Genomic DNA, 14,442 nt, shown 5'->3' with positions numbered 1-14,442 from the left:
AACATTCCCCGCAGTTACGACCAGACCCAATATGAGAATCTATAGTTCAACCTATATAGGTTCACACATTACTTAATCCAGTGAAGCTTGAATTTCAGTCCGGTTTCGCCCATGATGTGTGTAGACAGGATATAGATGAAAAAGATTATGGAGAGATATGATGAAGCAGCTTCCAATTATGCAGGTGCTCCCTGATTTGCAGGCAATACTGAATACATCCCCTTCCGCCGTGCTTATTGCCGAGCCTGGAGCGGGGAAAACGACAGGAACACCGCCGGCTTTTCTGGATGCGCCGTGGATGGCCGGCAAAACCATACTGATGCTGGAGCCGAGACGGCTCGCAGCCCGTTCAGCCGCGGGCTACATGGCGGCCTGCATGGGCGAAAGTGTGGGCCAAACCGTAGGATACCGCATGCGTATGGATACTAAGGTGGGCAAAAACACGCGTATTATAGTAGTTACGGAAGGCGTGTTAACAAGAATGCTGCAAAGCGACCCGTCGCTTGGCGATGTGGGGCTGGTTATCTTTGACGAATTTCATGAGCGCAGCCTTCATGCTGATCTGGGACTGGCTTTGACACTGGAGGCGCAGTCTGTGCTGCGTGAGGACTTGCGGATTCTTGTCATGTCCGCCACACTGGACGGCGAGAGGGTCTCCGCTGTACTCGGGGATGCGCCCGTAGTGAAGTGTCCGGGCCGGACTTATCCGGTGGATACTATATATGTCCCGGGCACGGACGGGAAGCAGCTCGACAAATCGGCGGCATCCGCCGTCCGCCGGGCTTTATCCGAGCAGCCTGGCGATGTGCTTGTTTTTGTGCCCGGTGAACGGGAGATCCGGCAGACGGAAAGGGAGCTTGCGGGCGGCGGTCTGCCTCCCGGAACAGTGCTGCGGCCGCTCTATGGGCAGCTCCCGCAGGAGCAGCAGGACTTGGCGGTGGCGGCTGCTGTGCCGGGTGAACGCAAGGTGGTGCTCGCAACTTCGATTGCCGAGACCAGCTTAACGATTGAGGGCGTGCGCAGCGTAGTAGATACGGGCCTGCGGCGGACTCAGGTGTTCTCGCCGCGTACGGGCATGCCGCGGCTGACTACGGTGCCGGTCTCCAAGGCATCCGCCGACCAGCGGCGCGGCCGTGCGGGACGCACCGCGCCGGGTGTATGCTACCGGCTGTGGAGCCGGGAGGAGCATAACCGTCTTCCGGACGACAACGTGCCGGAAATCATGGAGACTGACCTGGCGCAGCTCGCGCTGGAGCTGGCGCTGTGGGGCGCGCGCAGTCCGGACGCGCTGCGCTGGCTGGACGCGCCGCCTGCTGCGCCTTACGCGCAGGCCGTAGCGCTGCTGCGCCAGCTCGGCGCGCTTGACGCCGGCGGCGCCATTACGCCGCACGGCCGCAGCATGGCCGCGCTCGGCGCACACCCGCGCATCGCGCACATGCTGCTGCGCGCGGCAGAGCTTGGAGCGGCGCCGCTCGCCTGCCGGCTGGCGGCGCTGCTCCAGGAGCGGGACCTCTTCAAGGGTCCCGCCGCACAGAGCTGCGACCTCACGCTGCGCGTGGAGGCGCTGCTCCGGTTCGAGCGCTCCGCTGACAGCGGCGGAGCGGACCCGGCGGCTCTGCGCGCGGTGCAGCGCGAGAGCCGGAATTTCCTGGCGCAGCTACAGGCAGCGCCAGGAGAAACGCCCGACAACATCAGCCGCACCGGGCTGCTGTTGTCGTTCGCCTACCCCGACCGGATCGGGCAGAAACGCGGCGATGGCGCGTTTCTGCTCTCCGGTGGCCGGGGGGCGGCGATGAAGGAAGGGCAGCCGCTTGCGCGCTCGCCCTATATTGTGGCGGCCGGCGTGGATGACCGTGCCGGCCAGAGCAGAGTCCTGCTGGCAGCCGACCTGCCGGCAGATGACCTGTTCATGCATCACAGGATTAGCTTCACGGAGGAACGTGAAGTCTACTGGGACAAGGACAGCGGAAGCGTGCAGGCGCGCAGACGGACGCGGCTTGGTGCGCTGGTCGTAAAGGAAACCGCACATGAACGGCCGACAGCGGAAGAAACAGAAGAGGTGCTGCTTGCCCTGATTGCTGCCGAAGGGCTGGAGCTGCTGCCCTGGGACAAGGGCACGGTTCAACTGCGCCAGCGGATGGAGTTCATGCATAGAATCAGAGAAGATTTTCCAGATGTGTCTGATAACGTACTGCTCGCTTCAGTTCATGAGTGGCTCCAGCCTTATATTCAGGGAATGCGTAATCTGCGCGACCTCCAGAGGGTGCCGTTATCGCGGGCGCTGGAAGGGATGCTGGACTGGAACAGCCGCCAGACTCTGGACAAGGAAGCTCCAACGCATATAACCGTTCCGAGCGGTTCCCGGATTCCTGTAGATTATGGGAACCCGGGCGCGCCGGTATTGGCGGTTAGACTGCAGGAGATGTTCGGGCAAGTGGATACGCCGAGAATCGGCGGGGGGAAGGTCGCGGTGCTGCTGCATCTGCTCTCGCCCGCGAGGCGGCCGATGCAGGTGACGGCGGATCTGGCCAGCTTTTGGCGCAGCACCTATTTTGAGGTCAAAAAGGATCTAAAGGGCCGCTACCCCAAACATTACTGGCCGGATGACCCTATGCAGGCAATCCCGACGAACCGGACGCGCCCGGCGAAATAAAGGCCATCCATTTATAATCATAATCTCGCAAAGACTGCACCACAGGCATGATCACCTGGGCTGCAGTCTTTTTATATTGCCTTAATCCACACCTGGAATTCTTACATTTCATCATATGAAAAATTCACAATAGAAAAATCAAAACAAAAGCACCCTTGTTACATCTCCTGACCCTACAACTACACCTGCCCTTATCACTTATCCCGAAAGAAAAAGGTGGGCAACACTCCCAAAATTTCTTATTGTGAAACTTGGAAAATAGTGCTTATACTAGAGTTAGAGCAGGAAACTTAAGGTAATCTACCCCTTTGGAGGTGTCTTATGGCGTTTATGATTGCCCAACGGGCTTTTATCAAGGTATACCTGATTACGATGGTTGAACAGCATAAAGGCTACGGCTATCAGATGCTGGAGGATTTGCGCAGAGACTTCAAGGCACACGGCTATTCGCCGCCTCAAAGTGAAATTTACCGCGCTCTTCATGAACTGGTCCAGCAGGGGATTCTATACCGTACCAAACAACTGAAGGGGAACGACCCTAAAGTGGATTTTCAGGAAATTGTGCTGTACCACTTCACAGCGGATGGAGAGGAAAAGGCGAAGCTGTACAAAAAACAGGTGAAGACGGATTTGGACCGCTGTCTGGGCATTTTAAATAAAGCTGTTGCAGATAACTATTAGAATGACGCATTTTACCGGGCATCAGAACTACAACTTTAGTGATATTTTCAGCTTGCTGTCACCCTGTTATAATGATTACTGCCGGATGAATGCAGTATATACTTGGAGGTAACTTAAATGGACGAACACATGAAACGCCGGTTGGACAAGCAAAGAAAGCTATTCAGCCAGCTTGGCATTACACTCGACGCGCTGACAATTCATGAGAAGGAATTTAACACGAAGCTGCGCGGTTATGACGCAGAGGAAGTGGACACGTTCCTGGATAGCGTAATCAAGGATTACGAACGTTTTTATGCTACGATTGCCGATTTGATGGATAAATGGCAGGAGCAGCAGATTGAGCTGCGCGAATTGAAGGACAAGGCCAAAGCACCGGAACCCATTCCTGCACCAATCGTTAGAGGTATTGATCCGCTGGATCTGGAGGATATTATTCTCAAGCTGGAGAGTAATGTACGGCAGTTAAAGGACAGATTGCCCCGGAGCGAAGGTTATCTGTAAGATCATATCATGGGACGCACGATGGAGGTTAGACCATTGCTGAACAAGCAAGCCTGGAGCTTGAAAATCCGGGGCAAAATTTCGCTTGGATATATCATGATCCTATTTATGCTAGGTCTGTTTCTCATCGTTGTATCCACTAGGATTACTGATCTTGAGAAAGAGACTGTTTTTCTGAGCGAGCATGATATGCAGGTGCATGAGCTTACCTATCAGATAGAGAAAAATGTGCTTGATATGGAATCCGGTCAACGGGGTTATGCCCTTACCGGCAATAGCGACTATCTGCAGTCCTATAATGATGGAAGTGTGCAGTGGCGGATGAATTACGAGAAATTAAGCGGACTGATCGCCGATAATCCGGGCCAACTGCAGAATCTGAGAACGATCAAAGACAACATTGAGCTATGGATCACATCCGCCGGGCAGCATGTTGTGGAGCTTAAGCGGAATGGACAGGATAAGGCGGTTGCCGCATTTTTCCGCAATGATACCGGCAAATTAATTATTGATTCCATCCGCAAGCAGTCTGATTATTTCCGCGATAACGAACGCAAGCTGACCACTGGACGCATTGTTGATCTCAAAGCGGGCAACCACAAGCTTATGGTAACAATGTATATTCTGTGGATACTGGTGGCAGTGCTGACTTCGCTTGTTACCTACCTGATCTCTGAGAGCATCGCCAAGCCGCTGCGAAGAGTGATTGAGGCGATTCACGGCATCGCTGGCGGCGGCAACATGTCAGAGCGCATTAAAGTAAGAACCCTTGATGAAATCTATGATCTGGCGAATGCAACAAATGATCTTCTGGATACCGTGCAGCGGGAGCAATGGAGCAGTGATCAACTGGCAGCCATGTCTTTGGCAATTCAGGAAGCGACAGAGCTTTCTTTACTGGGCAGAACCTTTATGAATAAACTGTCGCTTATGCTGGAGATGCAATACGGCGCCATTTTTGTGCTTAACAAAGAGGGAGAATTCAAGCGGGTCTACTCGTATGCCGGGGCAGAGGATCAAGAAACCCGCTTCGGCGCAGACACCATCAAGTCCGGCGAGGGCCTGATCGGCCAAAGCGCAGCGGATAAGAGACTTATGGTTATTGAGAATTTGCCGGAAGATTATATCCGTATTAATTCAGGTCTCGGGAGAACTGCACCCAGGTTTGCGGTAATTGCCCCGGTGCTTTTTGAGAATAAAACGGTAGCAGTACTGGAGATAGCCTCGCTTACGAAATGGGCCCCCTACCATTTTAAGCTTTTGACAGAGCTGCTGAATGTGCTGGGGGTAACCTTGAATTCTGTTATCACCCGTATGGAAATCCAGTATTTGTACCATGAATCACAGGTGATGAACGGGGAACTCCAGGTGCAATCCGAAGAGCTGCAGGTGCAGACCGGGGAGCTTCAGAACCATACCCATGAATTGCTGATTCTCAACCGGGAGCTGGATCATCAGAAGACGGTGGCAGAGAATGCAGCCGTTCAGCTAGTAAAATATAATGAACAGCTCGAGCAAAGCTCCAGCTATAAATCCGAGTTCCTGGCCAATATGTCGCATGAGCTCCGTACGCCGCTTAACAGCATGCTAATACTGTCACAACTGCTGACTGAGAATCGCAACGGGACGCTTACGGAAGAGGAAATGGGCTATGCTTCGGTAATCCATTCGTCCGGCAGCGACTTGCTCGCGATGATCAATGATATTCTGGATCTGTCCAAGGTAGAAGCCGGTAAAATGCTGGTGGAATGGGAGGCAGTCAATCTTACTGAGGTGCCTGCTATGCTGCTGGGCTATTTCAGCACAACAGCCGACCAGAAGCATATTGATTTTAAAGTGACTCTTCGGCAAGAGGTTCCTGATATGATTTTTACGGATGAAATGCGTTTGCATCAAATTCTGCGGAACCTGCTCTCCAATGCTTTCAAATTTACTGCGGAGGGTTTTGTAGAGGTTGTAGTTAACCGTCTGGAGTCCTATTCAGGAGCCGATTATGAAAGTGCCGGCCCAGTGATCACTTTTGCCGTCATGGACAGCGGAATCGGGGTCTCCGAGGAGAACCGGGAGCTGATCTTTGAAGCTTTCCGTCAGGCTGACGGCACAACGGCCCGTAAATTCGGCGGCACCGGATTGGGATTGTCAATATCGCTTCAGCTTGCCAGGCTGCTTGGCGGTACGATTGAGCTGGACAGTGAAGAGGGGAGAGGCAGCACCTTTACGCTTTATCTTCCTTGCCGTGAGGAGGATACCGACATAGTGCAGGCGACCTCAGAGGCCGCTGCTGCACTTGAACGGGAGGATTCGCACAGCCGCCCGCTCGAAGCGGACAAGAACCTTTTCGATGAAGAATATCGGAAGCTAAACGGCACAACGGTGCTGATCGTTGACGACGATATACGCAACATCTATGCTCTTGAGACCGGCCTTGCACCCTATAAAATGAATATTTTGACGGCACAGTCAGGGTTTGAATGCTTGCAAAAGGTTAGGGAGCATCCAGATGTGGATATTGTGCTGCTGGACATCATGATGCCGAATTTAGACGGGTATGATACGCTGTCCATTATCCGTGAAGAGCTGCTGCTGCCGGAGCTTCCAATTATCGCAATCTCGGCCAAAACGATGAAGGAAGACCGCGAGCGGTGCCTGGCAGCCGGAGCTTCCGATTTTATAACCAAACCTGTGGTTTTACAGGATGTAGTGACGCGGATGTGCAGATGGCTTGAAGAACCGGCTCTGTAAATTGCAGAACAACGGTCCCGAATTATTTATTCGGGGCTATTGCAATATCTATAATACCGAGTATAATACTTGGTATATACGGATTAAGGAGTCGGTACACATGTCAGTCAATGATTATCTGGATCTTTACAACTACGCCAAATCAATTAACGATGAGCAGTGGCAGGCTGACATCATAGAGAGCTTGAAGAATTTTAAGGAAACATCGGAAGAGCAGAGAAGAATAGAGGGTGTCACAGAGCTCTGGAACAGATTTGATCACATCAACCTGATGCTGATGGAATTGTTCGATAAGCTGAAAGATAATGAAGCCGCCCGGGAAAGCGGACTGTGGAAAGAACGGATTTGGGAATTGAAGCTGGAGCGGATTACAATAGCCAAGCAAATTCAAGAGAGATACATTAAGATTAAATAAAAAAAGGCATGCAGTTAGTCTGCTCTGCCAGAACCTGTGAAAGATTATTACTTGGACATTTGCATTCCTTCGCGCATCATCGTCATACACATTGTCATCATTTCATCACAGTCCTGCATTTTCTTCATCATCATATCCATGTCCATGTCCATCATGCCCATTTCAGTCATCTTTTCCATGCACATCTTCATGGTGTTCATCTTGGACATCATGTCTTCCATACACATGTTCATCATCATTTCCATACACATCTTTTCCATTGCCGGTTCCACCTTTCATATTTTGGTTGGTTCAATTCTTAAATTACTATATTTATCTGGGATAAGCAATATGCTGCATATAAAAAAGCGGTTCCTTTCATATTTGAGGAGCTGCTTTTCTGCGTTTATATTCGGAAGAATTAGAAATGTTATGATAATTGTATTGAATTATGATACAAAATGGCGCTGACATTCGTCTTACTTATAGCTGCAGCTAATAAGGAGGATTTACAGAATGGAATTTCCGGAATCTGAACTGTTTCGCACTGTATTTTATGAACACTATCCGGTGGTGAAGCGAAAGCTGACGGCACTGGTACGCGACGAGTCGGCAGCAGAGGATTTGGCGCAGGATGTGTTTCTCAGATTATACCGCAATCCGCCCGATGATCCGGACGCACTTGGGGCTTGGCTCCATAGAGTGCTTACCCGGATCGGATACGATTACTTAAATAAAAAAGTCAGGGAGCGGAAGCTCCAGGATAAGCAGGAGCTGCTGTTCGGCACAGAGGCAGGTCCTCCAACCGGTGAAGAGACTGTACTTAGCAAGCTGGATCAGGAGGATGTGCGGGGATGGCTGGACGGCCTGCCTGAGAGGGACAGACAAGCGCTGTTGCTGCGATACTCAGGCTACAGCTACTCGGAGATTGCCGTCCAGCTTGGCGTTAATCCGCCGGTTGTCGGAACGCTGCTTAGCCGGGCCACTTACAAATTAAGACAGCAGGCAACGGAGTCGCTTCCACAGCCGGACTCACAAACCAATTTTTAGGAGGAACCATGAAATGACCAATCCTGTAAATAAACTTACAGATAACCCCGGAACGGATGAAGCATGGACGAAAATGGAGCAGAAGCTCTCCACTGAACCAGTGAATCCGGTATGGGCAACCTGGGGGCAGCGCGCAGTGACTCAGCATGAACCTTCAATGTATGGGGAAGACGCGGCAGAAGCGCTTATCAATGAAACTGCAGAGTTGCAGGCAGTAGCGCCCGGAGCACCTGAGTATACAGATGAAAGAAAGACCCGTGGCCGCTCACAGCGTACCGTAATGACCCGGCGCCGGAAATGGGCGGCAGCAGCAGCCGGCGTAGCCGCATTTGCCGCAATACTCTCCACACCTGTAGGCAACACGGCAATGGCTGCCATACTGGGTCAATTCCGCGTACAGGAAGTTACGCTGGTCAATGAAGATGATCTGCGAAACCTGTTCTACCAGCTCGGGGAGGGAGGGACTATTGGTGAAGCGGTTAACAAATTCGGCAGCTTCAGCAATTCCTCCGGCACGGTGTACGGCGTGTTTCCAGTGAATGCACTGAAAGACAAACTGGGCTACGCTGCGCTGACGGGTGAAGCTTTTAACCACATTAAATCGGTGTCTGTAAGTCCTTCACAGAAGATTACGCTGACATTGAAGGTCGATGAGGTAAACCAAGCGCTGAAGCGTCTGGGAGCGAAACAGCTATTGCCCGAATCCATTGACGGCAAACCGGTCACTCTACAGGTTCCCGAGTCCGTAAGCTACGATCTGTCCAAGGATGACCGTTGGGCAAGTCTTTTGCAGATGAATACACCTGTGGTGGATGTTGATCCTTCTATTAATGTCGAAGAAGCTGTCCGGGCGGTTCTGGACTTCCCGCTGCTGCCGGATAGTTTGAAATCCAGTCTGCAGCTAAGCAGTATTCTGGCCGGAGATATCCCTATGCCTCTGATTAAAGGGAATCATTCCGAGCAGATCACCGTGAACGGGACACAGGTGATCTTGGAAACCAAGGAATATTTCAATGGGCCTGTCTACAATGCAACCTGGGTGAACAAGGGGCAACTGCTAGAGCTGTCGGGAGGATCGCTATATCAGGATAAAGAAAAGTTCATGAACCAGCTTCAGGAGTTGATCGCGCAATGAGTGTACCTGCAATCGAAGCACAGCTATTGACCAAGGAATACAGCAATGGACGCGGCTGCCGTGATGTTACTATTACTGTTGAGAAAGGGGAAGCCTTTGGCTTCCTCGGTCCCAACGGTGCCGGAAAAAGCACCTTTGTCAAAATGCTGGCCGGATTAATCCGGCCGTCCAGCGGAAGCGCCGCTATATTCGGGCATCCGATCGGCTCACTTGCGGCCAAGGAGAAGATCGGTTATCTGCCGGAGCTGTACCGGTATCAGGAATGGCTGACCGGGGAAGAGGTGGTTAGACTTCACGCCCGCTTATGCCGTATCGCTAAGCCCGTAGCAGACCGCAGAATACCTGAGCTGCTGGAAGAGGTGGGGATTGGGCAGCGTGGCCGTGACCGCGTGAAGCATTATTCCAAGGGGATGCAGCAGAGGTTAGGCCTCGCTTGCGCACTTGTGAATGATCCGGAGCTTGTTTTTCTGGACGAGCCTTCATCGGCTCTTGACCCTATTGGCCGTATGGAAGTGCGGAGTATACTGGATGGGCTGAAGCAGCGGGGCATTACTATTTTTCTCAACTCTCACCTGCTTGAGGATGTTGAGGTGCTGTGCGACCGGATGGCGCTGCTGAATAACGGCGAGATCCTGCGGCACGGTACAGTCTCGGAAGTATTAAATAAGCGAACTAGCTGGCATTTTAAAGTGGGCGGCTTTTCGCCTTTTTTGCTGTCCTGGCTGATTGAGCAGACCGGGCTGCAGATTAGACAGTCGGCGGAGAAAGCGGATTGTAAAGAGGGCAGGGCTATAGCGCCTTCACCGATTGAAGACAGCACTGTGTGGCTGGAGGCGGAGGTCGAGAGTGAGGAGCAAGTCGGCTGGCTGAATACACTGATAATCCGGCAGGGCATGACCTTATATGAGGTTACCAGTAAAAAGGAACGGCTGGAAGAATGGTTCATGGATGCTGTTTCAGGTCTTAGCCACAGGGGGGAGCGGGAATGAGGATTATAATGGGAATGACCTGGCGGGAGCTGCTCCGCAAGAAGGTTATGCTGATGACGCTGCTGATGACTGCTGCCTTCCTGCTCGCCTTCTGGTTTGTTGCGTCTACTCTTGGACAGAGCGGGTCCCCCCAGAGATCGGGCATCGCGAACGGGGACAGCCTGATTGAAAGTTTTACAAGGGGCGTATTTATTTTATCCGTAGGCTATTTCTTCGGAGCGTTTGTCATCGCATTTCTGGCAATCTTCAGCTCCTTCTCGGCCATCGCGGGGGAAGCGGAACAGGGGGTTATGCAAGCTTTACTGCCTCGTCCGCTGCCGCGCTGGAAATGGTATCTTGGCCGCTGGCTCGGTTATGTCACATTGGGAATTCTTTACGCATTGCTTCTGTTTGCCGCCATATTGCTGATAGCGGATGCGCATGCCGCCATCCCCCGCGACGGGGCAGCTCTTGTACAAGCTTTCCTGCTCTTCGCCTCTGTAGTGCCGCTGCTGATCAGCTTGTCCATGCTTGGCTCCGGCCTGTTCTCGGCAATCGGGAACGGTGTCTTCATGACCATGCTCTACGGAGCGGGCTGGATCGGCGGAATGATCGACAAGCTAAGCGGTTCGCTTGGTTTGAAGGAAGAAGCGCAGCATACGCTGCACAATCTGACAGGGATCATGTCACTGCTTATGCCGGCGGATGGACTGCAGCGCAAAATGACAGCGGAGCTGTTCAACCTCTCTGAAATTAGCAGTATGATTAATATGAATATCAGTTCCTTTACACTGCTGGACATGAGCTCCAGTCCTTCGAATTCATTTGTCGTTTATGCCACGCTGTATACGGTTGTTGTGTTTGCAATAGGCATGCTGCGGTTTCAGCGGAAGGATCTGTAGCCCTGCTTTCATTAACAATAAACATAACAAATAGCGCCCTTAGCTGATTCCTTTAGATGGAACCGGATAAGGGCGCTGTTTGCGCATGCATGGCGGACTTCATTTACTTGCGCCGATCTCAATCCAATCTGTTGACCAATTGCTGATTTCACCAAGAATTGGAGCGAGTGCGTTACCTTTGCTGGTTAATGAGTATTCAATGCGTACAGGGATTTCAGGGTAGACTGTGCGCTGAATGATGCCTTCGTTCTCCATTTCCTTCAAGCGGTCGGACAATACTTTGCCGCTAAGATTGGACAGGCAGCTCTCAATTTCTCCAAACCGGCGGGGACCATTCATGAGCACGAATACTATAAGCGCAACCCAGCGTTTGCTAAGCACGTCTACCGCTTTTTCAAAGCGAGGACACATTTCGAAATTTTCCATAAAGCTCACCTCCACATTCATTATATCATAAACTTACAATAAGTAATCATTATTATTTAAATATATATTATAACTTGACGAAGTTATATTACAATGATAAACTAACTTACAAATAGTTACTCACTCAATTGGTTGGAATAAAGTTGGAATATTAAAATTTTACATTATATGTTTAGGACGGTGTTATCATGATCAAACCAGAAATCTTATCCATTCTGCAGAATAAAATCAAACGGATTACCATGGATGATTCCACTAATATACTAGTCGGACCTATCACACTGCCTGTGAATCTGGATGGAGAGACCGTTACCTTCAAATGGTATAGCTGGCTCAAAGCCACGGACGAGGAATTGCAGGGCGGCGACAGCAAAGAAGCGACTGAACTGCTGATTTCGCGGCTATCCTCGATGAATCTTGCGGAAGGACAGCAATCCAGCGTACTGGTCTACGGTGATTTTGAACATTCTGACGATGCGCTGATCCGCATGCACAGCATTTGCCATACCGGAGATATTTTTGGCAGCAAACGCTGCGATTGCGGATTCCAGCTCCGCCAGTCAATGAAGATGATTGCGCAGCATGGATCGGGAGCCCTATTTTACCTGGCTAATCACGAAGGAAGAGGCATCGGCCTGTTCAGCAAGGCTATGGCATACATTCTGCAAGAAGAAGGGTATGATACTGTTGAAGCCAATCTGGAGCTGGGTTTTGCCGATGATTCCAGAGACTATAGAGATGCGATCAGCGTTCTGCAGCACCTGCGCAGCAAACCTGTGACATTAATTACGAACAATCCGAAGAAGCTGGATGCCTTGAAGGCGGCCGGCATGAATACTGGCAAAAGAGTACCTTTATGGGGCGATGTTTCGGTTTTCAATGAAAAGTACTTGCGGACGAAAGTGACGCGTTCGGGCCATCTGGAGGCAGTGCCGAACGGCGATTTTTTTGAGGGACGAGTAGCCAAATAACACAGAGATGTTATAATGGGTTACTGAACCTAATTCTTAGTCCTAGTGAGGTACAATATGAATGCAATTCAAGTGCAGGACTTGCGCAAAACCTTCAAAGTCCAAAAAAACCGCGAGGGCCTCAAAGGGGCCTTCGCTGATTTGTTTAAGCGGCAATATTCCGAGGTTACAGCGGTAAAGGATATCTCGTTCAGCATTCCGCAGGGCGAGATTTGCGGCTATATCGGCGAGAATGGTGCAGGCAAATCAACTACAATCAAAATGCTCACCGGCATTCTGGTTCCGACCTCCGGCAGTCTTTCCGTTGGGGGTTATGTACCCTATGAGGAACGCGAGAAATTTGTAGGCAATATCGGCGTTGTATTCGGACAGCGCAGCCAGCTATGGTGGGATATCGGCGTTATTGAGTCCTTCCAGTTGCTGCGCAAGGTGTACCGGGTGCCGGAGATCGAATTCAAGAAGCGGCTGGATGAGCTGGTTGAACGGCTGGAGCTTCAGGATTTGCTTAACCGTCCGGTCCGTAAGCTAAGCCTTGGACAGCGGATGCGGTGTGAACTGGTTGCGGCACTGCTGCACAATCCGTCCATTCTGTTTCTGGATGAGCCGACGATTGGTCTGGATATTGTTGTGAAGTCGGAAATCCGCCAGTTTCTGAAGGATATGAACCGCGAGCATGGCACGACGATTCTGCTGACCACCCATGACCTGCAGGATATTGAAGCGCTGTGCTCCCGGGTGATTATGCTGGATGACGGACGGATTATTTATGATGGCGGCCTTGAGGAATTGAAGCAGCGCTGGGGAACCGGTCGTGAGGTGATTTTCCAATTCGGGACTGCCACGAAGCTTGCACAGCTTATGCACTGGACAGAAGGGATGCCGGTGACCTGGACAGCCGAGAATGATCTTGGCGCCAAGGTCTGGATTCCACTGGAGCTGAATGTATCCGATGTGCTCGGAAGAGTCGTTGGACAAGCGGATATTACGGATATCAAGATTGTTGAAACGAATACGGATGATATCGTCCGCAGCATTTATCAATCAGGCTCGGCGGATAAACCGGAGGAGAAGATCCTTGCTTTGCAGGATGAGAAAGAGGTCATCCATGTCTAACAAGCTTAGAGCTGCGACAGCAGATGGCGGCTCCTCTGCGGGCGGTTCAGACGAGAAGGGATGGCGGCTGCTGCTCGGCGCTTATTTTGATTTTATCCGCATCCGTTTTCTGACCATGCTGGCTTACCGTGTCAATTATTACTCCGGCATTCTCATTTATACGCTGAACATTGGGGTGAATTATTTCACCTGGAAAGCCATTTACGGCAACGGCGAATCCCTCGGCGGCTTCACGGGTGCGCAGATGACAACTTATGTTGCTGTCTCGTGGATGGCTAGGGCCTTTTACTTCAACAATCTCGACCGGGAGATTTCTACGGATATCCGGGACGGCAGCATCGCTATTCAATTTATCCGGCCGTATAACTATGTGCTGGTCAAAATGATGCAGGGGCTTGGCGAAGGCGTGTTCCGCTTCATGATGCTGATGATCCCGGGCATGGTGATTGCGGTTCTGTTGTTTCCGGTGCACCTGCCGACAGCACCTTCGGCCTGGGCCGGCTTTCTCGTTATGCTTTTTTTCAGCTTCCTGATCAGTTCACAGATTAACGTCATTACAGGGTTATCCGCCTTCTTCGTGGAGAACAACGAGGGCATGATGCGTATGAAGCGTGTCGTGGTTGACCTCTTCTCCGGTCTGATTGTGCCGATCAGCTTGTTCCCGGGCTGGTTGTCTTCTGTCCTCAAAGTTCTGCCTTTTCAAGCGATTACCTACCTGCCGGGCTCCGTATTTACGGGACGGGTTCAGGGCGTGGGCATTTGGAATGTGCTGGGGGTCCAGGTTTTCTGGTTCCTGCTGCTGCTGATTCCAATTGTCTGGCTATACTATGCGGCGCGTCAGCGGCTGTTCGTGCAGGGAGGGTGAACGAGGTTGTATTACTTGGGATTATTATTTGAGTATTT

At 51.4% G+C, this 14,442-nt stretch carries 14 protein-coding genes; 12 read left to right on the top strand and 2 right to left on the bottom strand.

From position 1 onward, the window contains the following. Positions 1 to 160 precede the first annotated feature (160 nt). The 5 genes from hrpB to B212_RS0112880 all read left to right on the top strand — a co-directional run bounded on the left by hrpB (position 161) and on the right by B212_RS0112880 (position 6,995). Positions 161 to 2,653, top strand: coding sequence for an ATP-dependent helicase HrpB (gene hrpB / locus B212_RS0112900; RefSeq protein ID WP_019911215.1), 2,493 nt, complete (start codon positions 161 to 163; stop codon positions 2,651 to 2,653). Positions 2,654 to 2,974: 321 nt separating this feature from the next. Further along, entirely contained in the window at positions 2,975 to 3,334 is a 360-nt protein-coding gene (locus B212_RS0112895; protein ID WP_019911214.1) for a helix-turn-helix transcriptional regulator, read from the top strand. 117 nt (positions 3,335 to 3,451) lie between these two features. Next, complete coding sequence (locus tag B212_RS0112890) at positions 3,452 to 3,838, top strand: DivIVA domain-containing protein (RefSeq protein WP_019911213.1); 387 nt, start codon at positions 3,452 to 3,454, stop codon at positions 3,836 to 3,838. Between the two features lie 36 nt (positions 3,839 to 3,874). Beyond that, positions 3,875 to 6,580: a CHASE3 domain-containing protein gene (locus B212_RS0112885; protein ID WP_019911212.1), complete on the top strand. Its 2,706-nt coding sequence runs from the start codon at positions 3,875 to 3,877 to the stop codon at positions 6,578 to 6,580. A gap of 100 nt (positions 6,581 to 6,680) precedes the next feature. After that, positions 6,681 to 6,995: a hypothetical protein gene (locus B212_RS0112880; RefSeq protein WP_019911211.1), complete on the top strand. Its 315-nt coding sequence runs from the start codon at positions 6,681 to 6,683 to the stop codon at positions 6,993 to 6,995. 47 nt (positions 6,996 to 7,042) lie between these two features. On the opposite strand, the gene B212_RS0112875 is transcribed toward B212_RS0112880, so the two are convergent. Next, a complete protein-coding gene (locus tag B212_RS0112875; protein ID WP_019911210.1) occupies positions 7,043 to 7,255 on the bottom strand; it encodes a hypothetical protein in 213 nt (70 codons plus the stop codon). Positions 7,256 to 7,490: 235 nt separating this feature from the next. On the opposite strand from B212_RS0112875, the gene B212_RS0112870 reads away from it, so the two are divergent. The 4 genes from B212_RS0112870 to B212_RS0112855 are packed head-to-tail and all read left to right on the top strand — an operon-like array spanning position 7,491 to position 11,029. Further along, the gene (locus B212_RS0112870) at positions 7,491 to 8,024 is read left to right on the top strand and encodes a sigma-70 family RNA polymerase sigma factor (protein WP_019911209.1); all 534 of its coding nucleotides are present in this window, start codon (positions 7,491 to 7,493) and stop codon (positions 8,022 to 8,024) included. Between the two features lie 13 nt (positions 8,025 to 8,037). Continuing rightward, entirely contained in the window at positions 8,038 to 9,159 is a 1,122-nt protein-coding gene (locus B212_RS0112865) for a hypothetical protein (protein ID WP_019911208.1), read from the top strand. Continuing rightward, the gene (locus B212_RS0112860; RefSeq protein WP_019911207.1) at positions 9,156 to 10,148 is read left to right on the top strand and encodes an ABC transporter ATP-binding protein; all 993 of its coding nucleotides are present in this window, start codon (positions 9,156 to 9,158) and stop codon (positions 10,146 to 10,148) included. Before B212_RS0112865 ends, B212_RS0112860 begins: the two co-directional genes overlap by 4 nt. Next, positions 10,145 to 11,029 (top strand): ABC transporter permease subunit, encoded by an 885-nt coding sequence (locus B212_RS0112855; RefSeq protein ID WP_019911206.1) that lies wholly within the window; start codon positions 10,145 to 10,147, stop codon positions 11,027 to 11,029. The genes B212_RS0112860 and B212_RS0112855 overlap by 4 nt, the downstream gene beginning before the upstream one ends. Before the next feature lie 99 nt (positions 11,030 to 11,128). Here the strand turns inward: B212_RS0112855 and B212_RS0112850 are convergent, their stop codons facing one another. Continuing rightward, positions 11,129 to 11,455, bottom strand: a complete 327-nt coding sequence (locus B212_RS0112850) for a winged helix-turn-helix transcriptional regulator (protein ID WP_019911205.1) — start codon at positions 11,453 to 11,455, stop codon at positions 11,129 to 11,131. Between the two features lie 242 nt (positions 11,456 to 11,697). On the opposite strand from B212_RS0112850, the gene B212_RS0112845 reads away from it, so the two are divergent. The 3 genes from B212_RS0112845 to B212_RS0112835 all read left to right on the top strand — a co-directional run bounded on the left by B212_RS0112845 (position 11,698) and on the right by B212_RS0112835 (position 14,404). Next, a complete protein-coding gene (locus B212_RS0112845) occupies positions 11,698 to 12,426 on the top strand; it encodes a GTP cyclohydrolase II (RefSeq protein ID WP_442950113.1) in 729 nt (242 codons plus the stop codon). A 57-nt stretch (positions 12,427 to 12,483) separates the two neighbouring features. Then, positions 12,484 to 13,539, top strand: coding sequence for an ABC transporter ATP-binding protein (locus B212_RS0112840; protein ID WP_019911203.1), 1,056 nt, complete (start codon positions 12,484 to 12,486; stop codon positions 13,537 to 13,539). 70 nt (positions 13,540 to 13,609) lie between these two features. Further along, positions 13,610 to 14,404 (top strand): ABC transporter permease, encoded by a 795-nt coding sequence (locus B212_RS0112835; RefSeq protein WP_028530797.1) that lies wholly within the window; start codon positions 13,610 to 13,612, stop codon positions 14,402 to 14,404. Positions 14,405 to 14,442: the final 38 nt, after the last annotated feature.

Origin of the sequence: Paenibacillus sp. HW567 (assembly GCF_000374185.1) — a bacterium.
Lineage (GTDB): Bacteria > Bacillota > Bacilli > Paenibacillales > Paenibacillaceae > Paenibacillus_AQ.
Note: the sequence above shows the minus strand (reverse complement) of the source record. Positions and strands in the feature narration are given on the sequence as shown.